This is a genomic window from Deltaproteobacteria bacterium (genome assembly GCA_005879795.1).
GTDB lineage: Bacteria > Desulfobacterota > Binatia > DP-6 > DP-6 > DP-6.
Genome location: VBKJ01000139.1, coordinates 41,336 through 66,245 on the forward strand (window position 1 = coordinate 41,336; position 24,910 = coordinate 66,245).

General features: G+C 71.0%; 24 protein-coding genes and 1 pseudogene. 9 read left to right on the top strand and 16 right to left on the bottom strand.

The features are described from left to right. Positions 1 to 78 precede the first annotated feature (78 nt). The 3 genes and pseudogenes from E6J59_10475 to E6J59_10485 form a co-directional block, all read right to left on the bottom strand. Positions 79 to 423: a hypothetical protein gene (locus E6J59_10475; protein ID TMB19898.1), complete on the bottom strand. Its 345-nt coding sequence runs from the start codon at positions 421 to 423 to the stop codon at positions 79 to 81. A 60-nt stretch (positions 424 to 483) separates the two neighbouring features. After that, positions 484 to 2,489, bottom strand: a pseudogene (locus tag E6J59_10480) (copper-translocating P-type ATPase). 318 nt (positions 2,490 to 2,807) lie between these two features. Next, on the bottom strand, positions 2,808 to 4,010 hold the full coding sequence (locus tag E6J59_10485) for an alpha/beta hydrolase (GenBank protein TMB19899.1): 1,203 nt from the start codon (positions 4,008 to 4,010) through the stop codon (positions 2,808 to 2,810). On the opposite strand from E6J59_10485, the gene E6J59_10490 reads away from it, so the two are divergent. The 6 genes from E6J59_10490 (at position 3,939) to E6J59_10515 (ending at position 9,270) form a co-directional block, all read left to right on the top strand. Next, entirely contained in the window at positions 3,939 to 5,432 is a 1,494-nt protein-coding gene (locus E6J59_10490) for a beta-lactamase family protein (protein TMB19900.1), read from the top strand. The genes E6J59_10485 and E6J59_10490 overlap by 72 nt on opposite strands. Before the next feature lie 103 nt (positions 5,433 to 5,535). Next, on the top strand, positions 5,536 to 6,708 hold the full coding sequence (locus tag E6J59_10495) for a hypothetical protein (GenBank protein ID TMB19901.1): 1,173 nt from the start codon (positions 5,536 to 5,538) through the stop codon (positions 6,706 to 6,708). A 104-nt stretch (positions 6,709 to 6,812) separates the two neighbouring features. After that, entirely contained in the window at positions 6,813 to 7,097 is a 285-nt protein-coding gene (locus tag E6J59_10500) for a hypothetical protein (protein TMB19923.1), read from the top strand. Between the two features lie 309 nt (positions 7,098 to 7,406). Then, complete coding sequence (locus E6J59_10505) at positions 7,407 to 7,820, top strand: polymer-forming cytoskeletal protein (GenBank protein TMB19902.1); 414 nt, start codon at positions 7,407 to 7,409, stop codon at positions 7,818 to 7,820. Beyond that, positions 7,817 to 8,689, top strand: coding sequence for a M23 family metallopeptidase (locus E6J59_10510; protein ID TMB19903.1), 873 nt, complete (start codon positions 7,817 to 7,819; stop codon positions 8,687 to 8,689). Before E6J59_10505 ends, E6J59_10510 begins: the two co-directional genes overlap by 4 nt. Positions 8,690 to 8,820: 131 nt before the next feature. Next, positions 8,821 to 9,270, top strand: a complete 450-nt coding sequence (locus tag E6J59_10515) for a carboxypeptidase regulatory-like domain-containing protein (protein TMB19904.1) — start codon at positions 8,821 to 8,823, stop codon at positions 9,268 to 9,270. A 154-nt stretch (positions 9,271 to 9,424) separates the two neighbouring features. Here the strand turns inward: E6J59_10515 and E6J59_10520 are convergent, their stop codons facing one another. From E6J59_10520 to E6J59_10550, 7 genes are read right to left on the bottom strand one after another with little or no spacing between them, the layout of a single operon-like run. Next, a complete protein-coding gene (locus E6J59_10520; GenBank protein TMB19905.1) occupies positions 9,425 to 10,024 on the bottom strand; it encodes a hypothetical protein in 600 nt (199 codons plus the stop codon). Then, a complete protein-coding gene (locus E6J59_10525) occupies positions 9,993 to 11,705 on the bottom strand; it encodes a hypothetical protein (GenBank protein ID TMB19906.1) in 1,713 nt (570 codons plus the stop codon). Before E6J59_10525 ends, E6J59_10520 begins: the two co-directional genes overlap by 32 nt. Then, entirely contained in the window at positions 11,702 to 12,625 is a 924-nt protein-coding gene (locus E6J59_10530) for a DUF2334 domain-containing protein (GenBank protein TMB19907.1), read from the bottom strand. The genes E6J59_10525 and E6J59_10530 overlap by 4 nt, the downstream gene beginning before the upstream one ends. Then, complete coding sequence (locus E6J59_10535) at positions 12,625 to 13,599, bottom strand: NAD-dependent epimerase/dehydratase family protein (GenBank protein ID TMB19908.1); 975 nt, start codon at positions 13,597 to 13,599, stop codon at positions 12,625 to 12,627. The genes E6J59_10530 and E6J59_10535 overlap by 1 nt, the downstream gene beginning before the upstream one ends. Further along, positions 13,596 to 14,552 carry a formyltransferase gene (locus tag E6J59_10540; protein ID TMB19909.1) on the bottom strand — a complete coding sequence of 319 codons (957 nt, stop codon included), beginning with the start codon at positions 14,550 to 14,552 and terminating at the stop codon, positions 13,596 to 13,598. Before E6J59_10540 ends, E6J59_10535 begins: the two co-directional genes overlap by 4 nt. Then, on the bottom strand, positions 14,537 to 15,538 hold the full coding sequence (locus E6J59_10545) for a glycosyltransferase (GenBank protein TMB19910.1): 1,002 nt from the start codon (positions 15,536 to 15,538) through the stop codon (positions 14,537 to 14,539). Before E6J59_10545 ends, E6J59_10540 begins: the two co-directional genes overlap by 16 nt. Beyond that, positions 15,528 to 16,691 (bottom strand): DegT/DnrJ/EryC1/StrS aminotransferase family protein, encoded by a 1,164-nt coding sequence (locus tag E6J59_10550; GenBank protein TMB19911.1) that lies wholly within the window; start codon positions 16,689 to 16,691, stop codon positions 15,528 to 15,530. Before E6J59_10550 ends, E6J59_10545 begins: the two co-directional genes overlap by 11 nt. A 193-nt stretch (positions 16,692 to 16,884) precedes the next feature. On the opposite strand from E6J59_10550, the gene E6J59_10555 reads away from it, so the two are divergent. Beyond that, the gene (locus E6J59_10555; protein TMB19912.1) at positions 16,885 to 17,238 is read left to right on the top strand and encodes a hypothetical protein; all 354 of its coding nucleotides are present in this window, start codon (positions 16,885 to 16,887) and stop codon (positions 17,236 to 17,238) included. A 12-nt stretch (positions 17,239 to 17,250) separates the two neighbouring features. Here E6J59_10555 and E6J59_10560 read toward each other — a convergent pair whose 3' ends face one another. The 5 genes from E6J59_10560 to E6J59_10580 all read right to left on the bottom strand — a co-directional run bounded on the left by E6J59_10560 (position 17,251) and on the right by E6J59_10580 (position 22,273). Further along, complete coding sequence (locus E6J59_10560) at positions 17,251 to 18,375, bottom strand: amidinotransferase (protein TMB19913.1); 1,125 nt, start codon at positions 18,373 to 18,375, stop codon at positions 17,251 to 17,253. 261 nt (positions 18,376 to 18,636) lie between these two features. After that, positions 18,637 to 19,107 carry a hypothetical protein gene (locus E6J59_10565; protein ID TMB19914.1) on the bottom strand — a complete coding sequence of 157 codons (471 nt, stop codon included), beginning with the start codon at positions 19,105 to 19,107 and terminating at the stop codon, positions 18,637 to 18,639. 707 nt (positions 19,108 to 19,814) lie between these two features. Continuing rightward, a complete protein-coding gene (locus E6J59_10570) occupies positions 19,815 to 20,000 on the bottom strand; it encodes a hypothetical protein (GenBank protein ID TMB19915.1) in 186 nt (61 codons plus the stop codon). Between the two features lie 66 nt (positions 20,001 to 20,066). Next, the gene (locus tag E6J59_10575) at positions 20,067 to 21,584 is read right to left on the bottom strand and encodes a hypothetical protein (protein ID TMB19916.1); all 1,518 of its coding nucleotides are present in this window, start codon (positions 21,582 to 21,584) and stop codon (positions 20,067 to 20,069) included. A 425-nt stretch (positions 21,585 to 22,009) separates the two neighbouring features. Then, the gene (locus E6J59_10580; GenBank protein TMB19917.1) at positions 22,010 to 22,273 is read right to left on the bottom strand and encodes a hypothetical protein; all 264 of its coding nucleotides are present in this window, start codon (positions 22,271 to 22,273) and stop codon (positions 22,010 to 22,012) included. A gap of 765 nt (positions 22,274 to 23,038) precedes the next feature. Here E6J59_10580 and E6J59_10585 point away from each other — a divergent pair. Further along, positions 23,039 to 23,242 (top strand): hypothetical protein, encoded by a 204-nt coding sequence (locus E6J59_10585; GenBank protein TMB19918.1) that lies wholly within the window; start codon positions 23,039 to 23,041, stop codon positions 23,240 to 23,242. Positions 23,243 to 23,659: 417 nt separating this feature from the next. Here E6J59_10585 and E6J59_10590 read toward each other — a convergent pair whose 3' ends face one another. Continuing rightward, on the bottom strand, positions 23,660 to 24,094 hold the full coding sequence (locus E6J59_10590; protein TMB19919.1) for a hypothetical protein: 435 nt from the start codon (positions 24,092 to 24,094) through the stop codon (positions 23,660 to 23,662). Positions 24,095 to 24,652: 558 nt separating this feature from the next. On the opposite strand from E6J59_10590, the gene E6J59_10595 reads away from it, so the two are divergent. Then, the gene (locus E6J59_10595) at positions 24,653 to 24,883 is read left to right on the top strand and encodes a hypothetical protein (GenBank protein ID TMB19920.1); all 231 of its coding nucleotides are present in this window, start codon (positions 24,653 to 24,655) and stop codon (positions 24,881 to 24,883) included. The last annotated feature ends 27 nt before the right edge of the window (positions 24,884 to 24,910 follow it).

Consider the following 24,910-nt stretch of genomic DNA (forward strand, 5'->3'; position numbering starts at 1 on the left):
CCGGAGGCGACTGGGGCCGCACACGCGCGAACGGATCCGTTCGCGTGCCGTACAACGCTGCGCAGCCGGGGGGAGGCGCTACTCGCCGGGCTTCCGCGCCGTGCGGGGCGGGACGCCGGCGCGATCGGTGTCGGCGCCCTCACGCGCCGGGCGTTTCTCGGGACCGAGCACCGTCGTCCGGATGAGGCGGCGGATCGTGCCGTCGCCCGAGCGGATGAGTCGGCCCGCCTCGGCGACGGTCAGGGTGGCTGATTGCGGCGTGCGTGCGGAGCTCTCCGCATCGATGCCGGGCGGCAGGTCATCGGCGCGGAGCACGACGCCGGGCGCGAGCCCGGCGAGCAGGTCGACCGGCTCGAGGGCGATCGGCGCCGGCCGCGGCGCGCGGCGGCGGCGAGGGCGTGGCTTGCGTCGTCCTTCCCCCATCTCGACCTCCGGCGCGCCCGCTATCACGCGCCGCGCGCGCGGTCCAGCGCTCGCGGGGTCTCAGAGCGCAAGCCGCCGGAGCCGGAGCGCGTTGCCGATCACCGACACCGAGCTGAGGCTCATGGCGGCGCTCGCGATCATCGGGGAGAGGAGGAGCTCGCAGGCCGGGTAGAGGACGCCCGCCGCGACCGGCACGCCGAGCGCGTTGTAGACGAAGGCGAAGAAGAGGTTCTCGCGGATGTTGCGCATCGTGGCCCGGCTGAGTCGCCGTGCGCGCACGATCGCCTGCAGGTCGCCGCGCACGAGGGTCACGCCCGCCGCCTCGAGCGCCACGTCGGCGCCCGTGCCCATCGCGATCCCGACGTGCGCCGCGGCGAGCGCGGGGGCGTCGTTCACGCCGTCGCCCGCCATCGCGACCACGCGCCCGGCGGCCGCGAGGCGCCGCACCACCTCGCCCTTCTCCTCGGGCAGCACCTCGGCGTGCACCTCGTCGATGCCGAGCCGGCGCGCGACGGCGGCGGCGGTGGTGCGACTGTCTCCGGTCAGCATGACGACGCGGACGCCGTCGTCGCGGAGCGCCCGGAGGGCGCCCGGGGTGGACGGCTTCACCGGATCCGCCACGCCGACGAGACCCGCCGCTCGCCCGTCGACGGCGAGCAGCATCACCGTCTCTCCGTCGGCGCCGAGCACCTCGGCGCGCGCGCCGAGCGCGCCCGCGTCGATCCCGAGCTCGGCCAGCAGCGCCCGGTTGCCGAGTGCGACCGCGCGCCCGCCGACGGTGCCCGTCACCCCCTTCCCGGGCCGGGCGCGGAACTCCGTGGCGCCCGCCGGCGCGATGCCGCGCGCCCGCGCGCCCTCGACGATCGCCGCGGCGAGCGGATGCTCGCTCGCCTGCTCGAGGCCGGCGGCGAGGGCGAGCACCTGGTGCTCGTCGAGCCCCGCGACCACCTCCAGCGACACCAGCCGCGGCTTGCCCTCGGTGAGCGTGCCCGTCTTGTCGACCACCAGCGTGTCGACCCGCTCGAGCACCTCGAGCGCCTCGGCCTGCTTCACCAGCACGCCCGCGCTCGCGCCTCGCCCCACGCCCACCATGATCGACATAGCGCGAGCCACGCGACGAAGGTGACGGCCGCCACCACGAGCACGGCGGGAACGAAGTACGCGGAGACGACGTCGGCGAGGCGCTGGATGGGCGCGCGGCTCCGCTGCGCCTCGCCCACCATGCGGACGATCTGCGCGAGCAGGGTCTCACTCCCCACCCGCTCCGCCCGCATGACGAAGCTGCCGGTCGTGTTGAGTGTGCCGCCCGTCACCCGCGCCCCCGCCGTCTTCTCGGCCGGGATGGGCTCGCCGGTCAGCATCGACTCGTCGACGGCGCTCCGGCCCTCGACGACGACGCCGTCGACCGGCACCTTCTCGCCCGGCCGCACGCGCAGGCGGTCGCCCACGTGCACGTGCGCGAGCGGCACGTCCTCCTCGCGCCCGTCGGGCCCGATGCGGCGTGCGGTTTTCGGCGCGAGCCCGAGGAGGGCGCGGATCGCATCGCCCGTCCGGTGGCGGGCGCGAAGCTCGAGCACCTGTCCCAGGAGGACCAGCGTCGTGATGACCGCCGCCGCCTCGAAGTAGAGCGCCACCTCGCCGCTGTGGCCGCGGAAGGAGGGCGGGAAGATCGCCGGGGCCAACGCGGCCACCACGCTGTAGGCATAGGCGGTGCCGATCCCCATCGCGATCAGCGTGAACATGTTGGGACGCGCCGCCACGACCGAGGCCGCGCCGCGCTGGAGGAGCGGCCATCCACCCCAGGCGACGACGGGCGTCGCGAGCGCGAGCTCCACCCAGGCGAGCGCGCGGCCCGCGAGCGCCTGCCGCAGCGGCTCGCCGGGCAGCATCTCCGCCATGGCGGCCAGGAAGAGCGGCAGGGTGAGGACGAGGCTCAGCCAGAAGCGCCGGCTCATGTCGACGAGCTCGGGGCTCGCCTCCTCCGCGGCGGTTGGGGCGCGCGGCTCGAGCGCCATGCCGCAGAGGGGGCAGGCACCCGGCTCGGAGCGGACGACCTCCGGGTGCATCGGACAGGTGTACTCGGTCCCGGGCGGCGCCGACGGCTCGGCGCGCGGTCCCGCGCAGCGTGCGGGCTCGGCACGAAACCGCTCCCGCCGGGCACTGCCGCCCGCTAGGAGTCTGTCCGAGTAGTCATGGTGAGCGAGGCGAACGAGCCGGAGAGCGAGAGCGGCTAGCGCAGCAACGACCGACGAGGCGTGCCTGAAGGCACGCCGCAGGAGGGAGGAGCGAGCACGCCGCTCGCAGCCCCCGGATCGTTCGCCGCAGCCGCCATGACTACTCGGACAGCCTCCCAGGCGCTCACCGGTCACGATACGTGCCCGACGCTACACCGCGCCGGATGCTGCGTCACGCGCCGCGCGGAGACGGCCGCTGTAGACCCAGGCGAGGAACCGTTCCACGCCCTGGATCACCAGTGTGCTACGCACCGAGGGGAAGATCTCGAAGGCGTGCTGCGCGCCCGGGAGCTCCGCGTAGACGAGCGGCGCGCGCGCCACGCTGCGGAAGGCGGCCGCGAAGCGGCGCGCGCTCTCGACCGGCACGAGCGTGTCGTGAGTCCCGTGCAGGACGAGGAAGGGCGGCGCGTCGGGCCGGAGGCGGGAGAGCGGTGACGCCTTCTCGTACGCCTCGGGCGCGCGCGCGAAGGGCACCTTCAGTACCCGGCGCTCGAGGAGCCGGCGCAGCCCGTCGTCGCGCCAGAGGCCGTGGCGGTCGGTGAAGTCGTAGACGCCGTAGAACGCCACGCAGCCGTCGACCGCCGTGTCGACGCCTTCGAAGCCGGGCTGGTACTCGGGGGCGTTCGGCGTGAGGGCGACGAGCGCGGCCAGGTGCCCGCCCGCCGAGCCGCCGGTGACGACCAGGAAGTCGGGGGCGGCGCCGTAGAGCGTGCCGTGCGCGCGGATCCAGGCGAGGGCACGCTTCAGATCGATCAGGTGATCCGGGAACGTGGCGCGCGGACTCAGCCGGTAGTCGGCGGCGACGCACACCCAGCCGCGTGCGGCGAGATGGTACATGAGCGGGAGGCCCTGCTCGTTCTTGCTGCCGAGGACCCACGCGCCGCCGTGGATCTGGAGCAGCGTCGGGCAGCCGGTCGGATGGTCGCGGTGGCGGTAGACGTCGAGCCTGAGCACCCGCCCGGCCACCCGTGCGTAGACGATGTCGCGCACGCGCTCGACCTCGGGATGCCGGATGGGGAAGGGCACCAGGACGCGGCGCCAGTCGATCGCGGGGGCGAGCGGTCCGCGGGGCTCGGTTCGGATCTCCTCCGCGTAGCGCGGGCCGAGCCCTGCGACCAGCGCCTGCTCGACGACCGCCTCGGCACACCCTGCCACGACGAGGCAGCGCACGAGGCCCGACCAGGAGAGGAGCGTGACCGCCAACCCCATCCACCCGGGCCAGGCGCGGAGCGCGCCTGCCCAGGCGAACACGACCGTCATGACGAGCTGCCAGGCGAGGTGATGGAGCGCGAGCTCGCCCGTGAGCCATCCCGCGAAGAAGCTCACCACCCCGCGTCGCGACGCGGCAGCCATCGGTCGGAGCGCGTTCCAGGTGAACCACGCACCCCACAGGCTCGCGCCGAGGAAGAGCCACGCAAGCGCGCGCTCGCTCACGCCTTTCCTCTCACGAGGGTGCACTGTACGATCGGCGCGGTGCGCTGTCCATGGTTCACCCGCTGCCGCGTGCCGCCCTCGCTCGAGGAGGTGACCGCGGTCGGCGCGGAGGTGGCGCCCCGCGAGCTCGGCGTGGCCCCGGAAGCCGTGGCGCGGACCTGGGACGCCGCCCGGCGCCTCTACGCAAGCGGCCTCCACCCTGCGATCCAGCTCTGCGTCCGACGGCACGGGCAGGTCCTGATCGACCGTGCCATCGGCCACGCGCGCGGCAACGGTCCCGACGATCCGCCCGACGCCCCGAAGGTGCGCGCCACGCCCGCCACGCCATTCAACATCTTCTCCGCCGCCAAGGCGGTGACCGCGATGGTGATCCACCTCCTCGACCAGGGCGACGTGATCCGCCTCGACGACCCGGTGTGCGAGTACATCCCCGAGTTCGCGGTGCGTCCCAAGCAGTGGATCACCATCCGGCACGTGCTGATCCACCGCGCCGGCCTCCCCAACCCGCCGCCCGAGGCGATGGACCTGGCCCGCCTCGACGACCCCGAGGGCATCGTCCGCATCCTGAGCGAGATGAAGCTCACCGGGCGGCCCGGGCGGCAGCTCGCCTACCACGCGGTGACCGGCGGCTTCATCCTCGGCGAGGTCGTGCGCCGGGTGACCGGCAAGACGATCCGGACTGTCCTCGACGAGGAGATCCGCCGCCCGCTCGGCTTCCGCTGGCTCTCCTACGGCGTCCCGCCCGCCGACGTCGGCCAGGTGGCCGTCAACTACTTCACCGGGCCCCCGCCCCTGCCGCCACTCTCCACGGTCTTCGGCCGCGCCCTCGGCGTCGAGTTCCGCCGGGCGATCGCGATGTCGAACGAGCCCCGCTTCCTCGCGGCCATCGTGCCCTCGGCCAACCTGGTGGCGACGGCGAACGAGATGAGCCGCTTCTACCAGCTCCTCCTCCAGGGCGGCGAGCTCGACGGCGTGCGTGTCTTCGACCCGCGCACGATCCGGCGCGCCACCTCGGAGCAGTCGTACCTCGAGTTCGACTTCACGCTCCTCCTCCCCTTCCGCTACGGGATGGGCTTCATGCTGGGCGGGGAGCGGTTCAGCCCCTATGGGCCCGACACGCAGTACGCGTTCGGCCACATCGGCTTCACGAACGTCCTCACCTGGGCCGACCCCGAGCGGCAGGTGACGGCGGCGCTCCTCACCAGCGGGAAGCCGCTCGTCTATCCGGAGCTGTACTACCTGTGGGACATGGCGCGGCAGATCGGCCTCGCCTGCCCGAAGGCCGGGGCGCGGCCGCGCCCGGCTGCGGCCGCGCTGGCGGCGCAGCGCTCGGTGTCGTAGGAGGCTGTCCGAGTAGCGGCGCCCCTGTCGGAGCGGCGCCCCTGGCTCCCTGGCTCCCGTCGTGCTAGACGCGCACGTCCGGGTCCGTCGGGGAGGGGGGAGGATGATGCGGCGAGGAGGGAGACGGCGGGGACCGCGCACGCTGGGGCTCGTGCTCTCGGGCGGGGGCGCGCGCGGCGCGTTCCAGGTCGGCGCCTACGAGCGCCTGCTCGAGGACCCGCGCTTCGCAACCGGGCCCGCGGTACTGTCCGGCACCTCGGCCGGCGGCATCAACGCCGCCCTCATAGCCGCCGGCAAGTCGCCGCGCGAGATGCTCCAGTTCTGGAAGAGCATCGCCGACGATCCGCCCGTCACCACCAGCGCCGCCTTCTGCTCGGGCGCGTTACGCACGCTCGCGCGGCTCTCGCTCGAGGAGGCCGTGCGCTGGATCGGCACGACGCAGCCGCTGCGCGGCTTCCTCCACCGCCTGCAGAACCACCGTTCGCTCCGTCCGGGGAGCGTGCTCGCGCTGTGGGTCGAGTTCCTGCTGACCGCGCGCTTCGAGCTGGTGAGCCGCTTTCTCGAGGGCATCCGCGAGCCGTTCGTGGTCGACACGGCGCCGCTGCGCGCGCGCCTGATCGACACCTTCGGAGGCGAGCGGGTGCCGAACCGCGGCGTCCGCCTCGCGCTCAACACGGTCGATGCCCACTCCGGGCGCGTGGTGCGCTTCGTGACCGCGCCCGCGCCGGTCACGCGCTCGGGCGACTACGTGGTGGTGGACGCCATCACCGTCGACATGGTGCTCGCGAGCGCGAGCATCCCGCTCCTCTTCCCGCCCGTGCGCATCGGGCACCACCTCCTGTGGGACGGCGGGCTGCTCGTCAACACGCCGCTCGCGCCCGCGGTCGCGCTCGGCGCGGAGGAGATCGTGACCGTGCTCGTGACCGAGCCGGCCGAGCCCCATCCCGGGCCGTTCGCGCACTTCGGTCGCGCCGTCGAGCGCACCGTCGACAGCTTCCTCGAGAACGCCTACAACATCGATCGTAAGCTCCTCCTCGAGCGCAACCGGGTGACGCGCCTCCAGCGCGGCCGCTACCGCGAGGTGATCCTCTACGAGGCGGTGCGCCCGGTGCGCGCGGCCTTCTTCAACGCCGGCTCCTACCTCTACTTCGAGCGCCGCATCCTCGGCGCGTTGTACGACGCGGGCCGGCGCGCCGCCGGCGCGTGGCTCGCGGCCGGACCGCGCGTCGATCACCTCGACGAGCCCGCGGCGGCGCTCGCCCTGCCCGTCGAGTAGCGGGCCGGACGGGCGCCTCCCCGGGTTGACGCTCGTCTCGGAGTTGCACTAGACGGGGCGCGCCTCGCTCGCCGGAGGAGGACGATATGCTCACGCTGAAGGCGCTGGCGCTGACTCCGCTCGCTCTCGTGGCCCTCGCGGGCATCGTCCATGGCGCGCAGGCCAGGACCTACCAGGTGACGGGGCCCGTCACGGCGCTCACCAACGACACCATCACGGTGCAGAAGGGCAAGGACCTCTGGGAGATCGGCCGCGACGGCGGCACCAAGGTGGCGGGCGATCTCAGGGTCGGCGAGAAGGTGACCGTGCAGTACCGGATCATCGCCACGCAGATCGACGTGAAGCCGGCGGGCACGAAGGGCACGAAGTCGCCGTCGAAGAAGAAGTAAGCTCGAGATCACCCGGTCTCACGCTGCGCGATGCGGCTCGTGGTCGACCGCTTCCGCGATGCCAGGCGACGACCGCCGCCACTCACCTCGGGTCTGCGCCGACCCCCCGAATCTCGGAACTGCACCTCCATGGTCACCGACCGTCACCGCATGGACGGCCCCGGCACCGCCCGTGTCCCCCCGGAGCCCCCCGCCAATCGCTAACCCCCTGAATGTAGGGGGGTCTCGGCCGACCGCAAGGCGCGTGACGGGGCGTTGGTATCGCCCTTGCTGTGCCCCTCCAGGCAAACCGCAGGTTCCTGGCTGGAGGTGGACTGGATCATGTGGGGAAATCGCAAGGGCAGGGCGCGAGGCAGGCGCGGTCGTCTCGGCGCCTTTCTGGACGAGGGCTCGGAGATCGAGGGAAAGTACACGTGCACCGGGACCGTGATGCTGGACGCGAAGCTCCGCGGTGAGATCACGGCCAAGGACACCCTCATCATCGGGGACCGGGGTGTCGTCCACGCGACCGTGCAGGCGGCAACCGTAGTGGTGCACGGCGAAGTGGTCGGCAACGTGACGGCAAGCGAGCGCGTGGAGCTGAAGGGTAGCGCGCGGGTCACCGGGGACGTCGAGGCACCCGTCATCAGCGTGGAAGCGGGCGCGGTGCTCGAGGGCCATTGCCGGATGGCAAAGCCCAAGGCCGACGCTCCCCTCGCCGTGGTCATCCCGCTCAAGGGATGAAGCCTGCGTTCAGCATCGTCCTCGTCAACGGCGGTGGCTCGCGCGTGCTGCGCTTCTGCGTCCCGCGCTGGATCACCTACGGGACCCTTGGATCGGTCGCGGCGGTGGTTGCTGCCGCGGTCGGCGTCTCGGGCTACTACGCGTTCCTCAGGCAGGAGGACGGCCAGATGGTGGCGCTTCGCCGGCGCGTGGACGATCAGCGTGAGCTCATCGATTCGTTCCAGACGCAGGTCACCGCGGTCCGCAGCGAGATCATGGTGTGGAAGGCACTGCACTCCCAGATGTGGGAGGCGTTGGGTCCCGAACCGGGCCCCGAGCAGACGGGAACCGGGGTGGGCGGGGGCACCCCCGATGCCGAGGCCCCTACCGCAAGCGTCGAGGCGGAGCTGGAACTCCTGGCGACCAGCGTCGCCGAGGAAGGGCCGCGGCTGCGGGAGCTGGAGCGCGTGATCAGCCGCACGGGCAGACTCATGAGCGCCCTCCCGCTACGCTGGCCGGTCCGCGGACCGGTCAAGTCGGAGTACGGGCTGCGCCATTCTCCCTGGAATGGCGCGTGGGAGCGTCACCCCGGGATCGACATCGGCAGTCCGCGGGGGACACCGGTCACGTCTCCAGCGCCGGGTAGGGTCGTCGCCGCGAGCTCCCAGGGAGGCTATGGCAAGCACGTCACGCTGGCCCACGGTAACGGCGTGAAGTCGCGCTACGCCCACCTGAAGCAGCTCGATGTGAAGCTCGGCCAGCGGATCGAGAAGGGGCAGGTCATTGGGCTGGTCGGGAGCACCGGCCGGAGCACGGGGCCCCACCTCCACTACGAGGTCCTCGTGGAGGGCAAGCGGGTCGACCCCCGGGGGTTCCTCTGGGAACAGTGAGCCCTCGCGTTCCTACAACTTACCAGCCCGACCGTGGGCGCGAGGCCACACCCGCCCGGGCCTGCGCGCGGCGGGCCTCACCGGTGACTGTTTGAGACACAGCCCGCCCGCGGGTATCCGAGAGAGCGGGGTTGGTCGTGGGGAAAGGGTCTCTCGCCTCGCTGCAGTCGGTTGTGAGCTTCCTCGTCGGGCTCGTGTCGCTCACCGGTGCGCTGTACTCCGCCGTGCGATTCGTCAAGCCTGCGCCGGCTACCGGCGAGGTCTTGGCCGTGGTCCGCGCCGCGAAGACCGACAGGGCGCTCCCCGGCAGCGCGATCGAGGTCCTGACGCCGCAGGATACCCTGGTCGCCACGCTCACGGCCAGCGACGACGGCTCCGCCCGCCGTGCGCTGGCGGAGGGTTCGTACCGCGTCCGCGTGACCGCACCACGCTTCCGCGCGCAGACGCGCGACGTGCAGGTGCAGCGCGGCGCGACGGCCGAGGTGAGGTTCGAGCTCGCCCAGGTGTCGGACGGCGGAGGACATCCGGTGAGCAGGACGGTCGGTGCCGCACAGCGGTTCCTTCACGGGCTCGGGCTCTGAGCCACGCCTCGCCTACATACCGGCGGAATGCCGACAAACCGCGCCCTGCCCGTCGCTCCTCGGCACTTCCGGCGCCGAGCGTTCTTCGCCTTCGCGGTGCTGCCGGAGAGGGTTCCCAGCAACGACAGCCGGGGCCCTGATCTACCCGGGACGCTCAGACCATCGCCTTGAGCGCCCGGAGCGGCCGCACCCGCACCACGTTCCGGGCTGGCTTGGCCTTGAAGACCATGGGTTCCTTCGTGAAGGGGTTGATCCCTTGCCGCTCCTTGGTGGCCGGCTTCCGCTTGACCGTGATGCGCATCAAGCCGGGTACCTTGAAGACGCCCGAGCCACTCCTGGAGAGGTCGGCCTTGATCAGAGAACCCATGACGTGAAACACGGCGGCCACATCGCGACGATGAATGCCGACATGCTGGGCGATGGTGCGTAAGACCTCGCTCTGGCTGCGAGGCTTGGCTGACGCGCCGAGTTTCACCGGCCTCTTGAGGTCGAGCTTCGAGACAGAGCGTGCAGCTGCCTTCTTCACCGGTTTGGTCGCCATTCCACAGTCCCTCCTCTGCGGGTCGAGGTGATCGCCACTCGATAGAGGGGGCATGGGAAGAAAGCAAACGGAGGGGCGCCGAACGGGGTGAGCCCCCGAGAGCGCCGTTCGGGTGATGCGGGTCGGACGCGCGGGCGCGGCGGTCCCATCGGGAGCAGGCTGCCGCCCGGCCCGAATGCCACTACGCGGAAGGAGTTCCGCCTTGCGATCCATGTCGCCGCGTCACTCCGGCTGGGGGCTCGACCTGCGGACATTCCCCGCTGCGGGCGGAAACGAGCACGAAGCGCAGTCCGCCTGCCATGCCGAACGTACTCGGTAACTCCCGAACGGAAGGGCCGAGACGGGCATAGGCGTCCCTCCGGACGAGGACGCAGACGGCGCCCTTTGCCAGCAGTGCCTCCACTTCACGCCCGGGGTTCACCGCGAGGATGCGCTGACCGGCATAGAACATGAACGGGCTCAGGGTCTCGGGCTTCGGAAAGCCGAACGCGACCAGACGGACGCCGTTGCGAGCCGCGCGCCCCAGTCCTTCACCCCATGGGCGCGTGCTGGAGAACAGGTTGAACTGGGGGAGCACCCCAATCACGATGATGATGTGAAGTGCGGTCGCGCACGCCGCAGCGGCCACAGCGGCCTGAGCCGGTTTCCGAGCCCGCCGCGCGGCAAAGAAGCCCCACCCGAGCAGCGCGAGGAGAAGCGCCGCTTCCCACGACGCGGCGCCGGTCGGCACCTGGACCAACTCCCCCGCGAGCGCCATCGGATGGTGGCTCCCGGTCTCGACCATGCGCATGACGACGTTCGGTTCGAGGGAGAGCAGGACGAGGCCGAGACCCGGGCATGCCAAGAGCAGCACGACGGCGAGCAACGACCATGTCGTGCGATCGAGGAGCCGCTCGCCCGCACGCACCCACCACCCCGCGACCAGCACCGCGAGCGCGGGGTAGGCCGGAAGGAGGTAGTGGGCGCTCTTGCTGGCCGAGGCCGTCAGGGCGAGGGTCATCAGGCCCGCCCACAGGAGGACGAAGAACCTGGCCGGGTCGCCGCGCTCCTGCCAGGCCGAGGCCACGGCAGCGGGCAGCGCGATCGACCACGAGAAGAGGTCGAGCGCTAGGTTGGGCACATAATAGAGCGCCGAACGGAGGTGGCCTTCCTCCGGAGCGCCCACGAGTCGACCGAGGTGATTCTTCAGGACGAAGAAAGCGACCGCCCCGCCACCCTCGGCGCGCCAGAGGAGCACGAGCCAGAGCGCTGCTCCCGACCCGGTCGCGACCGCTGCCCAGACGACATCGCGTGTCCGAAGCCGGCCCCTTCCGACCCACGCCAGGAAAGCGGCGATCGTGATCGACGCCAGCCCGACTCCGAGAAGGCTCTTCAACCAGAAGGCTGTTCCGGCGGTGACAGCGGCTGCCACCAGGAGAGAACGCCGGCCAGAACGCCAAGCGAGGAAGAAGAGCGTCAGCGCGAGGGCGGTCGCGCTGGCGGCGGCCGTGTCGGGTGTTCCGGAGCGCGCCATCCACCAGTATTCCGGCGCCGTGGCGAGGATGAGCGCGGCGATCCCGGCGCTCGCGCCCACCGCCCGAGCGAGCGCCATCGTCACCAGCACGCCCAGCACCGCCGCCACGGTTGCGGGCCATCGCGCCGCGGCTGCCGAGGGTCCGCCCGCCAGCCGATAGGCGCCCGCCTGGAGCCAGTAGAACAGCGGAGGTTCCTCCAGGAACGGCGTGCCGTTCAATCGCGGCAAGAGCCAGGTCCGCTCCGCGCGCATCTCGCGCGAGATCTCCGCCACCCGGGTCTCGTCGGGCGGCCAGAGGTCGGTGCGCCCGATCCCGACCGCAAGGGCAGCCGTGGCGAGCGCGGCTGCCACCGCGAGGAGTCGCCGGTCCGAGCGACTCATTCGCGCGCTTGCGATTCCTGGCCCTGCAGCGCGACCGGCATCGCCCGCCCGGGCACGCGCCCCTCGCGGACCGCGCAGATCGGGAGTCTCGTGGTGGCCAGCGAGGCGGCCTCGTCACACAGGCGAACGAAGCAGGCCCGGTGCCGCAGGCGTGCCAGCAGCGTGTCGAGCACGCCGACGTATGGACCTCCCTCGAGCTCGGCGTGAATGGTGTGCACGTTCAACGCGTCCGGTCGCAACAGTCCGACGTAGTAGTCGGCGAGGTCGGCAGAGCGCCGCGCCGCGCGGCCGTACACTTCATCGAGCGTCGGCAACGTGGTGGGGATCTCGGGTGTCCGGAACACCTGTCCCGCTGCGGCGGGCAGGTACGGATACGACCCGCGCGTGTCACTGCGGTAGGCGAACCCCGCGGCGTCGACCGCGGCCAGGCTGGCCGAGGTGCAGCGCCAGCCCGGCGCGGCGAAGCCCCGCGGGTCCGTGCCGAGGATACCGCGGAACACGGTGGCGGCGCGCGTGACCTCGGCGCGCACCTGCGCTTCGCTCAGCCGAGGGAGCCGATCCTGCCAGCGTGCGTGATCGAAGCCGTGCACGGCGACCTCGTGTCCCGCGGCGGCGAGCCGGCGAAGGGCGTCGGGGAATGCCGTCGCGACGGGGCGCGACGGCAAGAGGGTGCCCGACAGCAGGGTCCGCCATCCGTAGACGGCGAGCGCGCGGGTGCGCAGGAGCTTGGCGCCGAAGCGCGGGTCGAGGAGTCGGGCGATACGCCGACCCATCCGATCGGGACCGCAGGCGACGAAGAACGAGGCCGGCACCCCGCACCTGGCCAGCAGCTCGGCGATCGCGGGCACCCCTCGGGCAAGGCCGTCATGCGTGTCGACGTCGACCTTGAGCGCGATGCGGACGTTGCCCCGGTCGCTCATTAGGGCTGCGCGGCTCGTGCCCTGCCGCCGCGAAACCAGGCGATCGTCCGGACGAGTCCCTCCGTGAGGGGCGTGGTGGCGCGCACGCCGAGGATGCGCTCCATGCGGCTCACATCCGGCACCCGACGCGGCACGTCCTCGTAGCTCTCGCCGTAGACGGTCTCCTGGGGCACGAACCGGAGCGTCGACGTCCCGCCGCCGAGCGCGATCATGATCTCGGCGAGGCGGACCATCGACGTCTCCTCCTGCGTGCCGATGTTGATGAGCTGTCCCTCTGCGCCGCTCAACAGTCCGGCCGCCACCGTCGCACGCACGGCGTCGTCGATGAACGTGAAGCAGCGGGTCTGGCTCCCGTCACCGATCACGGTGAGCGGCTCCCCGCGCAGGAGCTGCCCCAGGAAGATCGTGATCACGCGTCCGACGTCCAGGCGATCGAGCCGCGGCCCATAGACGTTGAAATAGCGGAGGATCGTGATGGGCAGGCCGAGCCGGCGGTACGCCAGGCAGAAGTGCTCGGCGGCCGCCTTGGACGTCGCGTAGCACCAGCGGTCGATGCTCGTCGGGCCGAGCACCCGGTCGGCGTCCTCCGCCCAGGGCACCGCGGGGTTGCGGCCGTAGACCTCGGAGGTCGAGCTGAAGACCATGCGCCGACCGTGCTTGTACGCGGCGCGCAGGACGTTCTGGGTGCCGTTCACATTCACGTTGAGCACGTGGTACGGGTCCGCGACGTAGTGCTCGACGCCGACCACCCCGGCGAGGTGGTAGATCACGTCGGCCTGCGCCGCCACCCCATCGACGATCTCCGGGTTCATGACCGAGTCGACGACGAGGTGAAAGCGCGGGTGCCCCAGCAGGGGGCGGATCTTCGCCTGCGAGCCCGAGTCGAGGACGATCACCTCGTCGCCCCGGGCGATGAAGGCATCGGCGAGGTGTGAGCCCACGAAGCCTGCGCCACCCGTAATGAGGACTCTCATGCCCGCTCCCGCGCCGCATCGTCGCCGCCGAGTCGCTCGCCCCTGACGAGGCCCGTTCGCACCGCGAGCTCGTCCGCGCGCTCCTCGTCGCGGCCGGCGACCTGCACGCGGCCCAGCAGCAGGGCCCCGCTCCCGGTCGCCACGACCACGCCCGCGCCCGGCCGGATCTCCACCACTTCCCCTGGGGCACCGAGGCGAGGACCGAGGTCCAGCGGACGCGCCCACCACACGAAGAGCCGCGCGCCCCGGTAGATCGTGAACGCCCCCGGATAGGGAGCCGTGACCGCCCGGATCAGGTCGTAGAGTCGCCGCGCGGGCTGGTCCCACGCGATCCGACCGTCCTCCGGGCGGCGCCCACCGAAGTATGTGGCCCGCGCGTCGTCCTGCGGGATGCGGGGGGCGGTGCCGGCCGCCAGCAGCGGGTAGGTCTCGCGGAGGAGGGAGCGAGCAACGTCGCCAAGCTTGCGGTTGAGGCTGAGCGCCGTGTCGTCCTCGGCGATCGGTACGGCCCGCTGCGCCACGATGTCGCCCCGGTCGGGCTTGGCCTCCATGTAGTGGAGCGTCACCCCGGTCTCCCGCTCGCCGTTGATCAGCACCCAGTTGACCGGACAGCGACCCCGGTAGCGCGGCAGAAGCGAGCCATGCAGATTGAGCGCTCCCCGCCGCGCCAGAGCGAGCACATCCGGCCCGACGATCTCGCGGAAGTAGAAGGAGAAGAGAAAGTCGGGGGCCAGCCGCGCGATCTCCGCGACCACGTCGGGCGCGTTCACGGACGGCGGGAGGAGAACGGGCAGACTCGCTTGCCGGGCGCGCTCGGCGACCGAGCGGAACCAGATGTTCTCGGTTGCAGGGTCGGGATGCGTCACGACCAGCGCGACCTCGGCGCCGAGCGCCAGGAGCTCGTCGAGGCAGACGTAGCCGATGTCCTGGTATGCCATCACGACGACGCGCACGGCTCCTCCGGGTCGGCCGGGTAGACGGCACGGACGATGTAGGGCGGCCGGCGGCGCACCTCGACGTAGATGCGGCCCACGTATTCGCCGACGAGCCCCACGGCGAAGATGAGGATCCCCACGAACACGAACAGGATGGCAAAGAGGGTGAAGAGGCCCTCACTCTCCGGGCCGAGGACCAGCCGCCGGATCAGGAGAAAGGCGCCGAAGGCGATCCCGAGCAGCGACACCCCGAGACCCGCAAGCGACACGAGCTGGATCGGGACGAGCGAGAAGCCGGTCACGAGGTCGAAGCCGAGCTGCATGAACCGGAGCGGCGAGTAGCGCGAGCGCCCCGCCATGCGGGCCTCGTGCCGGATCGAGATCTCGGTTGGCCGCCGCGCCAGCCAGGCGCCGAGTGCCGGAATGAAGAGCGCGCGCTCGGCGAGGTGGAGGATCTCCTCGACCACCGGGCGCCGATAGGCCCGCAACATGGAGCCGCAGTCGGTCATGGGTACCCCGACGGCCAGGGAAGCGAGACGGCTCACGAGCGCAGAGATCGCGCGGCGTAGGAACGGGTCGTTGCGGCCCTCGCGGCGCGTACCGACCGCGTCGTAGCCCGCGTCGATCTCTGCCAGGAGCCGTGGGATCTCCTCGGGCGGGTTCTGCAGGTCCGCGTCGAGCGTGACCACCACCTCGCCGCGGGCGTGGGCGAAGCCGGCCAGCACTGCTGCATGCTGCCCGGCATTGCGCGCAAGCGCCACCACCTTCACGGACGGATCCCATCCCTGGATGAGCAGCAACTCCTCGAGCGAACGGTCCCTGCTGCCGTCGTCGACGTAGACGACCTCGAACGAGCGGGCGAGCTGCTGGAGGACCTGGTGGAGCCGGGTGTGCAGGCGCGGGATGCTCGCGGACTCGTTGAAGACAGGGATGACGACCGAGACCGCCGGCTGCGGGAGGGTGTCCGCCGGCAGTGACTGCGCCCCGGCCCGCTCAAGCTGCATGGCGCCGCAGGATCTCTTCGAGCGCACTGGCCACGTCCTCTACATCCGCGCGCGTCATGCCGGGAAACAGCGGCAGGGACAGGATGCGCTCGGAGGCGCGCGTCGCATGCGGCAGGGCATCGGGCCGCAGCGCGAGCTGCTCGCGGTAGAGGCGGTGGAGGTGGAGGGCCTTGAAGTGCAGGCCGACCCCGATGTTCGCGGCGAGGAGGGCGTCCATCACCTCGTCCCGCCCGACCCGGAGCGCCTCGAGCTGGAGACGGACCACGAGCAGGTGCCAGGCGTGTCGCGCGGGGTAGGGCACGGGCGCCAGCATCTCGACCGCGGGGACGTGCGCGAGGGCTTGCCGATACCAGCAAGCGATGCGCGTTCGGGCCTCGATGAACTCCTGCAGTCGCGTGAGCTGAGCCAGCCCGAGCGCCGCTTGCAGGTCCGTCATGTTGTACTTGAAGCCGAGCGCGACGATGTCGTAGCCGGGGTTGCCGCGCCGCCCGTATCGGCTCCAGGCGTCGCGGGCGATCCCGTGGAAACGCAACAGCCGCAGGCGCTCGGCCAGGTCGGCATCGTCCGTGACGACCATGCCCCCTTCACCGGTCGTGATTGCCTTGATCGGATGGAAGCTGAAGACCGCTGCCGCGCTCCCGCTGCCGATCGGCCGCCCGCGGTATGTCGTCCCGAGCGCGTGGGCCGCGTCCTCGATCACCGCGAGGCCATGATCGGCGGCGATCGCCCGGAGTCGGTCGAGGTCGGCGGGTTGCCCGGCGAAATGCACCGGCAGGACCGCGCGGGTGCGCGACGTGAGCGCGCGAGCGACGGCCGCCGGGTCGATGTTGAGCGTTCCGGGATCGACGTCGACGAAGACCGGCCGCGCCCCGACCGCGAGGATCATGTTCCCGGTCGCGGCCCACGTCATGGGGGTGGTGACGACCTCGTCGCTGGGCCCGACGCCCGCCGCCAGGAGGGCGAGGTGGAGGCCGGCGGTGGCGGAGCTGGTCGCGACCCCGTGCGCAGCGCCGACGGTCTCGGCGAATGCCTCCTCGAAGCGCGCGACGCGCGGGCCGCTGGTCAACCATCCCGAACGGAGGCAGGCGGTCACTTCTTCGATTTCCTGCGACCCGATCGACGGGCGGGACAGTGGGAGAAAGTCGGGGCGCACGCGGCTCCTTTCTCCGACGCCAGTCCTGTGCGTCGGAGCAGCAGTGCCAGGCCCCCCCCGAACCCGCCAGCGCGCTCGTCCATAGCAGGGCGTCGAGCCGAAGCCAAGGAGCCCGCAGGCGTTGCGGCAGCCGTCCGGGACTTGCTAGGTATCCGCCGCACGCCGCCCGGCATGACGATTGGAGCGCTGCTCGATGATCCCCCTTCTGATCCTGCTCGAAAATATCCTCGCGGTTGCTGCCCAACTCTCCCTGCGCCACGGGGCGGCGAGATTCGCCGATCAGCCGTTGGCGCCGTCGATCCTTCTGGAGCCGGTCAGGAACCCCTACATCCTGTGCGGCCTGCTCCTGCACGGCATGAGCTTCTTCCTCTACATCTTCATCCTATCGAGGCTCCGGCTGAACGTGCTCTACCCGGTCGCGACCGGTCTCTCGATCGTGCTCATCACGATCCTGTCCGTCGTCCTCCTCGGCGAGCGCCTGAGCGCTGCGCAGGGGGTCGGCATCGCCGCGATCGCGGGCGGGATCGCCCTGGTATTCACGACCTGAAGTCCGAGGCGATCAGAAATACGATTGCAGCGTGCCCCTGCGCCGAACGTCGAGCGTGGCGCAGTGGAACGATCCGCCGAAGGGCTTGTAGTGCATGAAAGGGCACGGAATGGGCTCGAGGCCGTGGTCCTTCAGCAACTCGATCATCGACACCTGCGACCGCTCCACCACCACCCGCTTCGGGTCCAGCATCAGGACGTTCAGGCTGATCCACTTACTCACCATCGAGAGATGGAGGTTACGCAGGCCCCGGATGGGATCGGGCTCCGGCGCAACGAGGATGTCCCACGACTTGAGGATGGGTGGGAGTTCCTTGGGATCGACGTATTCTGGATTGATCAGCACCTTTCCCGGCGCGAGCGGCACGAAGGTGGTATCGATGTGGAGCGGCTGCGGGCAGTGGCTCTTGATCTCGTGAATGCGGAACTGGGGGCCCAGGTGGCGACGCAGCCACTCGATGCCCGACGCATTGGTGGCGTTGCTGCGGGTGACGAACAGGTCGGTACCGCAGCGGACGAAATCGGCGGCATCGAACAGCGGCTCGAACTCGTTGATGATGTAACGGACCGGCTCACCCTTGGCCGGCGGCCTGAAATGATCGTCGTACAGACGATCGAGCAACTGCGGCTTCGGCGCGGATATCCAGCGCGCCCCCTGCGACCAGTACTCTTTGAGCAGCGTGCGGTAGGCGTGGGTCTCGAAATAGCGCGAGCGCCACGCCATCGGTGTCTCTATGATCTGGTCGCCGATCACCAAGATGCCGTCGCGCGGGCTCGCGGTGCAGAAGCCGCTGGAGGTCCAGTTCGGTGAGCTGAAGCGAATGGAGAAGTCGACGATGTCCGGCCGGCGGACCTTGATACCCTCCGATTCGAGCAGGCGAACGAAGCCCCCGAGCTCCTTCTGCGCCGGCTGGACGAGGAGCCTCGGGTATCGCCGACCGGCGAGCAGCGGATAGAGACGGGCCGCCCTAGCCGGAAGGTTGCCGACCATCGTGACGTGGCCGGGTGGTGCGGCGGCGCCCTCGAGGCGACCGACGACGACCTCCTCCAGCGGATCCCACTCGTTCCAGGAGTTGACCACGCAGGCATGTGCGGTCTCGGCTGACCGCTCGGGTTCTGGTGCGATGGCCCGCGACATGAAGCCTCCCAAAGGCAAACGGCGAGGGCCCTCCGATAATCGTCTGGCGAGAACGAGTCAACGAGAGGGCCGCGGCGTAGCGCGCCGGGATGCGAACCGGCTCACCGGCACCGCCAGTCCCCGATGGCCTCGCCTCTCAGCTCGACGGCGGGCGGCTTCCTTCGCAGCGCCTGTTCACCGGCCCGTTTGTTCATCCGTCTGGGCGGTGCGCGCGGCCTCTACGCGCCGCCGTCCGGCGCCGCAGTTCGAGGCGGCCGGCGCCTATCCCTGGGCCCTGCTCTCGGCGAGCCGCTCGCCACGAGCGAGCAGGCGGTCGAGGGCGAGCTCGGCGTAGTCGTGCGCGCCGTCGAAGGGCACCCGGCCGCGCTCGGCCGCCGAGAGGTGTGCGCAGGACAGGACGAGCGCCATGTGCGTGAAGGCCTGCGGGAAGTTCCCGAGCGCCGCGCCGCTCGCGGGGTCGGCCTCCTCGGCGTAGAGGCCAACGTCGTTCGCGAATCCGAGGAGCCGGTCCGTCACCAGCACGTTCGTGTCGTCGAGGTAGGCGCGCCGCGACCCGCGCACACCGGCGGGTTCGATCTCGAAGGCGCCGCCGCAGGCGGGATCGAGGATCCGGCAGAAGACCGCGGGCGAATCGAAGCGCGGGAAGCAGGCCCAGTCGATCGACCCGTCGCGTCCGACCAGCGCCGCCGAGTGGCAGTCGCCGATCAGCGCGTAGTCCCCGATGCGGTTCATCGCACTCGCGGAACCGACCCAGACGGGACGCGATGCCCGCCGGGTCGTCGCGGCGGGGATTACTCCGTGTCGCGGATCTGCGTCAACCCGGCGATCACCATCAGCGTCACGGTGCCCGCGGGGTCATGATCCATCCCGCCGGCGGGCCCATTCAGGCCCACACCTCGCCGCGCGGCCGCCACACTGCGCACAAGGGATCGGGGAGGCCTCGCTCGAGAGTCACCGGGAGCCCGTGGCGGCTCTCAAGGCCGCCCGGGCACTGATTGCGGACCCAGCGCATTGGACCCGCAGCGCGTTTGCCAGGCGGTGGAAGGCGCCTCATGGGAACGCCGAGGGGGAATGGGTACCTAGCGCACGCTACAGATCCCCATGCCCGGAGATTTTGCGCAGCAGGGGCACTCTGTGCGGTGTCCGGGATGCGCAGTGGCCCGCCCGGGATCGCCTTCCTGGAAGCCGCTTCGCGCCAGCTGTTCGGCACGGGGATGCCGCGATCGCCATGGCCGAGGCGGCCGAGTGGCGACGCGACGTGGACCGCGCCTCGAGCGCCGACAAGCTCCGACCGGCAAGCATGAGGTCGCGCAAGCTGATGCGCGGTCGGACGCCGGCCGTGCTCGCAGCTCACCCACGCCCCCGGCGGTCCGCGACGTCGAACGCGGCCAGCACATCCCGGCAGCGGGCCTCGGCGACCGCACGCACCTCGGGGTGGCTCATGATGAAGAAGTCCCGGCCTCGATCCCGGCGACCGCGATCCGCCCGACCTCGCCCGGATCCATCCCCGACTCGAGGAAGGCCGCGAACTCCGCCGGCGACTCCTGCCGCCCGCCGAATCGGTGGGCGTGGACACGCGCAACCTCGTCGAGGCGAAGGCGCTTCGCTTCTAGAAGGAGCTCCACCTGAGGCCCGGGCAGATTCCGACTTCTCCGGTCACTGCCTGATGGATCGAGCACAGGATTTCACACCTATCGGCAGGAGTGCCGTGGCGAGCAGGTGCTGCCCGAGGGGCAGTCCGCGGGGTCCCCGACACACACGAGCTCGTGCAGCGGCGCACCCCGCTCCCGCCGCTCGACCACCCTGAGGCCCCGCTCGCCTGGTGCCGCCGCCATGACGCGACATGGGCCGCCGCCGGCGAACGGCTTGAGCGCCGTGCAGGTCGCCTGCACCGCGGCGGCCGTCGGCTCCACGCCCTCCTCGACCCAGCGCGTGAGGGCGAAGAACGCGGCGAGGTGCTCTGCGCCGCTGAACCCGCAGTGACCGCCGGTCGCGGTGAAGAGCTGGACGAGCTGCTCCGGGCGGCCGCTCGCTACGAAGGCTTCCCGATATTTCTCATCGTTTTCCGGAATGACGAGGCCGTCGTCGAGCGCGTGGAGGGTGAGGACCTTGGCTGCGGTCCGCCCGCGCGGCTCGAAGAAGCGCTGCATGTAGTTGACCCCCGCCGCGTCGGCGCTCGCGCGCGGCACGCCGCGGTTGAGTGCGAGCTGCTCACCGGGGGTGAGGGCGGGGGCGGCGTAGTCGACCCCGAGGTTCCCCCACGGATGGTGCTCGTGCGTCCGCCGGTGCACCACCTCGGCGAGCCCGACCGAGGCAAAGAACAGGTCGGTCCCGACGAAGCTCTCCGGGAGCTGCGTGACGCGCAGGAAGAGGTCCTTCCGCGCCGACTGCTCGGGCGTCGGCGCGGCGCCTCCGAAGCAGGCCGTGACGGCGCGCGCTACGAGGTCGCCGTACTTCGGCTGCTCGTTCACGGCGTCCGGAGTGCCGAGGACGAAATCCGTGCACCCCCGCGTGAGGCCGTCCGCGGGCGCGGGCGCCGGCTCTGCCGCGCCGCAGGCCTCGCCCGGGGGGCAGTCGGCGTCCTCGAGGCAGCGCGCGGTGCCGCCCGAGCACACATGGCAGACGAAACGCGCCTCGGACACGTCGCGGCAGACGTACTCGTAGACCGCGCGCAGGTCGAAGGCGCCGTTGAAGTTGCGGCGTGCGCCGGCGCCTGGCGCGCAGAACGGGAGCGCGCCCTCGTACGCCGGCGAGGCCAGCTCGAGGACGGCCTCGGTCACCATCCCGCCCTCGGAGTGGCCCCAGATGTAGGCATGTGTGGGCGTGCCGTACCGCTCCACGAAGTGGCGGCGGATGTTCTCGATATCATCGACGGCGTCCTCGACCGCCCATCCGACCGAGCGGTACGTGGTCGTCGCGGCCGCGTAGCCCAGGTTGAGCGGGATCTGGAGCACCTGGTCGCCACCCGTGAGCTTCGTGCCGATGTTCGCGGGCGTGATGTCCCGGGGATAGGGCACGATCGAGCGCTGATCGGCGGTGTAGCCGTGCGCGTAAATGAAGAGCCCGCCGTTCCACGGCTCGGGGACAATGATCAGATCGTAGGCACCCTTCACGCTGAAGGGCTCGACGGCGCGGAAGGTGAGCGCGGCGGCGGGGGCGGCGAGGACGAGCGGGGCGAGGAGCGCGAGCGGACGCACGAGCGATCGCATGCGATCTTCCTCCTACAGTTTGGTGAACGAGCGGCCGATGCGTTCCTCGCGCGCATCGTCGGGCGCGATGCGCGCGCCGGCGCCGCGCCCGTGAGCGGCCCAGATGCTGCCGTCCCGGGCGACCATGACGCCCTCGCAGCGGACGAGGTCCCGCCCGAGAGACGCTCCACCGCCGCGAGCTCGATGCGGACGCTCGTCACTCCGCATCTATAGGCTCGGGCGGGGCGCGCCGACAAGGCTCACTCGGCCCGCCGGCCTCACTCGGCCCCCGCGTCGCTTCCCTGCGGCAAGCGCCCGGTCGATCTCCCACCGCAGCCGCACCCCGGCGTAGGGCTCGAAGGGTAACCGTTTTCCTTGGGAACGCGGTCGATGTCTGCCGTGCCCGCCTTTCCGTCACTTCCGCAGCGTTCGGATCGCCCCCGACGTCACTCACCTTGCCGCCGGGCGTGCGGGGTTCGTGAGCGACCGGCCACAATCGGTGCAGCGACGACGTTCATGGCGCAGGCCCGCTCCTCGGCGGCCTCGAGCCGGGCGGCGAGAAAGCGATTCTGGCGTGCGGATGTGAGGTCGAGCTGTACGCCGAGGCGGCCGTCGCGCGACCCTGCGACGAGCACGACGCCGAGTGCGATGGGTTCGTCGCGGTCGGGCTCGCGTAGCAATTTTTTCCCGGCCGAGATTAGGTACCCCAAAGCGCCACCCACCGAGGCGCCGGCTTCGACAAGCCCGGTGGCGGGGGGTACCTCGCTCGTCGTCGCCGCTGCGCGCTCGCTCCTTATCGATCAGTCTCCCCGCCGCCCCGCGACCCCGAGCTGCACGCCGTCGAGAAGGTGGTGACGCTCGGAATCGACGACACGCATCGCCGTCCTCGAGCGGGCACGACCCTGGCGACGCGACAGCGGATGATGTGGAGAGCGCCGTGTCGCGGACGAGCGGTGTAGCCTATCAGTAGCCTGTGGCCCTCGCAGCGTGCGACGCGCTCTCCAACATCGCGATCTTCAAGTGGCCAGGGGCGGAGTTGAACCGCCGACACCGTGATTTTCAGTCCGTCCTGGACCCCACGCTCCGTGCGGGGAATCCGCCGACGTCCTTGCGCTGCAACGGTTGGCCAGTCTACCGGCTTCGACGGGTTGCGACCGCTTCGTTGGGGTTGTGCCACTCCTGGTGACACTCCTGGTGACACCGAGTGCGCGACGCGCCCAGGCGCCCCTACAGCCTCCCGGCAGACGCGGTGCAGCCCTTTCCTCGCCCGCCGCTTGCCGTGGGCTACGGCCGGCGTGCTGGGCGGTCGCCGCCCGCGTGCTCCATCTTTTTCGACCCCTATTTGCGCTCCGGATCAGGAGGGGAGTAGCGTTTCCGCACTCCCTGCTACGCCCGCGTACGGCTCCCACGTGCGTAACCCCGAGCGGCGCACCCGGTGCCCTCCCGACCCTCCGAGCCAGACCGAGAGCAGGGTCATGATCGATGGCTCGGGGCGCATGGAGTTTGATGATGTGGAGGTCATCAGGGACGCGAACCTGATCCTGATGTGCCGGGTGGGGACGAAGGTCGTCGCGGTGCCGCCCCTGCGGATGCTGCCGGGCACGACCATCGCACGGATGGGCGATCGCGGACGGCTCGTGCTTCCGCGGGAAGTCGCGCTCAATCTCGGGCTCGTCTAGAGAGCCCTTCGCCTCGGGCCGCTCGCCGATCGCTCCGCAGGGCGTTCCGAGCCGTTCGCCGGCCGCGCTCACGCCGCGCTATCGAAGGAAGACAAGGTAAGGCGCTCCACCGAGGCAGGTGAGCCTCCGGACGCCCCGGGACTAATGCTGCTCCGCCGAGCAGCGGGCTAGCCATCGGGCGGCGACGCCGTACCCGACCTGGGTAGTCTGCCTTCAGGGGTCGAATTTCGGCCCCGTCATGTCCACCGGGGCTCCACCCCTTTCTCGGGGACCCTTGACCGAAAGTCTCCGCGAAGTGGCTTATAAATACCCGGTTCCGCCGGGCCGGCGAACCAGGCCGCTGCGAGGTAGGTCCGAGGAGGTTGCCTCGGCGGCACCCCGCCCGCGCCACGCTGCCGCCACGTCCCCTCGTACCGCTCAGAAGCGGTGCTTGAATTCGATGCGGAGGATGTCGCTGCGACCGGTGACGGGGCCGTGGTACTCCTCGTCGTAGGCGACGTAGGCCGTCCAGCCGCGGCGCGGCCAGCGGAGGATGTCGTAGGAGACGATGCGGTCGCTGTCGACCATGTCGCTCGGCCGTTTGAGCCCGACGTAGTCCTCGAAGTCGTACTGGTACCCGTCCACGATGTGGACCTGCTTCGGGATGAGGCTGAGCAGCAGCCGCCCCCCCGGGTCGAGGGTTGCCACCTGCTGGGCCACGTTGCTCGCCGCGGAGGCGAACGCGATCGCGGTGACCAGCGGGAGGATCAGGTTCGGCGCACCGTCCGCCCGAGCGGGGGCCGCCTGCACCAGCAGAGCGACCATCGTCGCCGCGAGCCCGTTCCGCGCCGCGGCAAGGCGGGTCAAGTTCACCTGACCCCCAGGTCTCGGAGGCTGCCGCAGGCCCCCCGGCTCGTGCGGCACCCCTCCCCCCTTCTATACGCCAATCTCGCTGCAGTGATGAATCCTGTCGACAGGTGAGACCCCGCGCAATCATCGGGTGAGGCGGACTGGGGTGTGCCCGGGACGCCACCGGTGCGGGAGGCGATACTTCGCGCGCGGGGCGTCCCGGCTGCGGTTCTACTTCACCGTGGATGACGCGGACACCTGGTACCCTCCGGCACGTCGAGGTGCAGGGACCGCCGAGCACCTGAAGGCCGCATGGCCTCTGTAACGCTAAACCTTTGCCGCCCGCTGGGTCTTCAACCGTCCGCCGTGCTAGAAACTGAGCGCGGCTGAGAGCGCCACCGCCGCCGGGCGGCAACCCGGGCGGCGGCTCGACGGCGGTACATTAGTTAATACCACAGAGTTGCGCGCACAGATAAGCCATGCTACTGAGTCCTCCGTGGTGGGGGAGCGGTTGTTGACGGTGGCGGAGGCGGCCGCACCGGCCTCCGCCAGGGCGAGCAGTTCGGCCTACGCTGGACCGACGTGGACTTGGCTAACAGCGTCGTGACCATCCCCTTGAGCAAGAGCGGGCTCACGAGACACGTCTTCTTGAATCGGACGGCCCTCGCGATCCTCCGGGCTCAGCCGAGCCGCCTAAAGAGCCCCTACGTCTTCGCGAGCGCGACGGGGGAGACACCGCTTCACCCGAAGAACTTTCTGAACCGCCACTTCCTCCCCGCGGTGAAGCGAGCCGGCATCGTCGACTTCCGGTAGCATGACCTCCGCCACACCTTCGCCTCC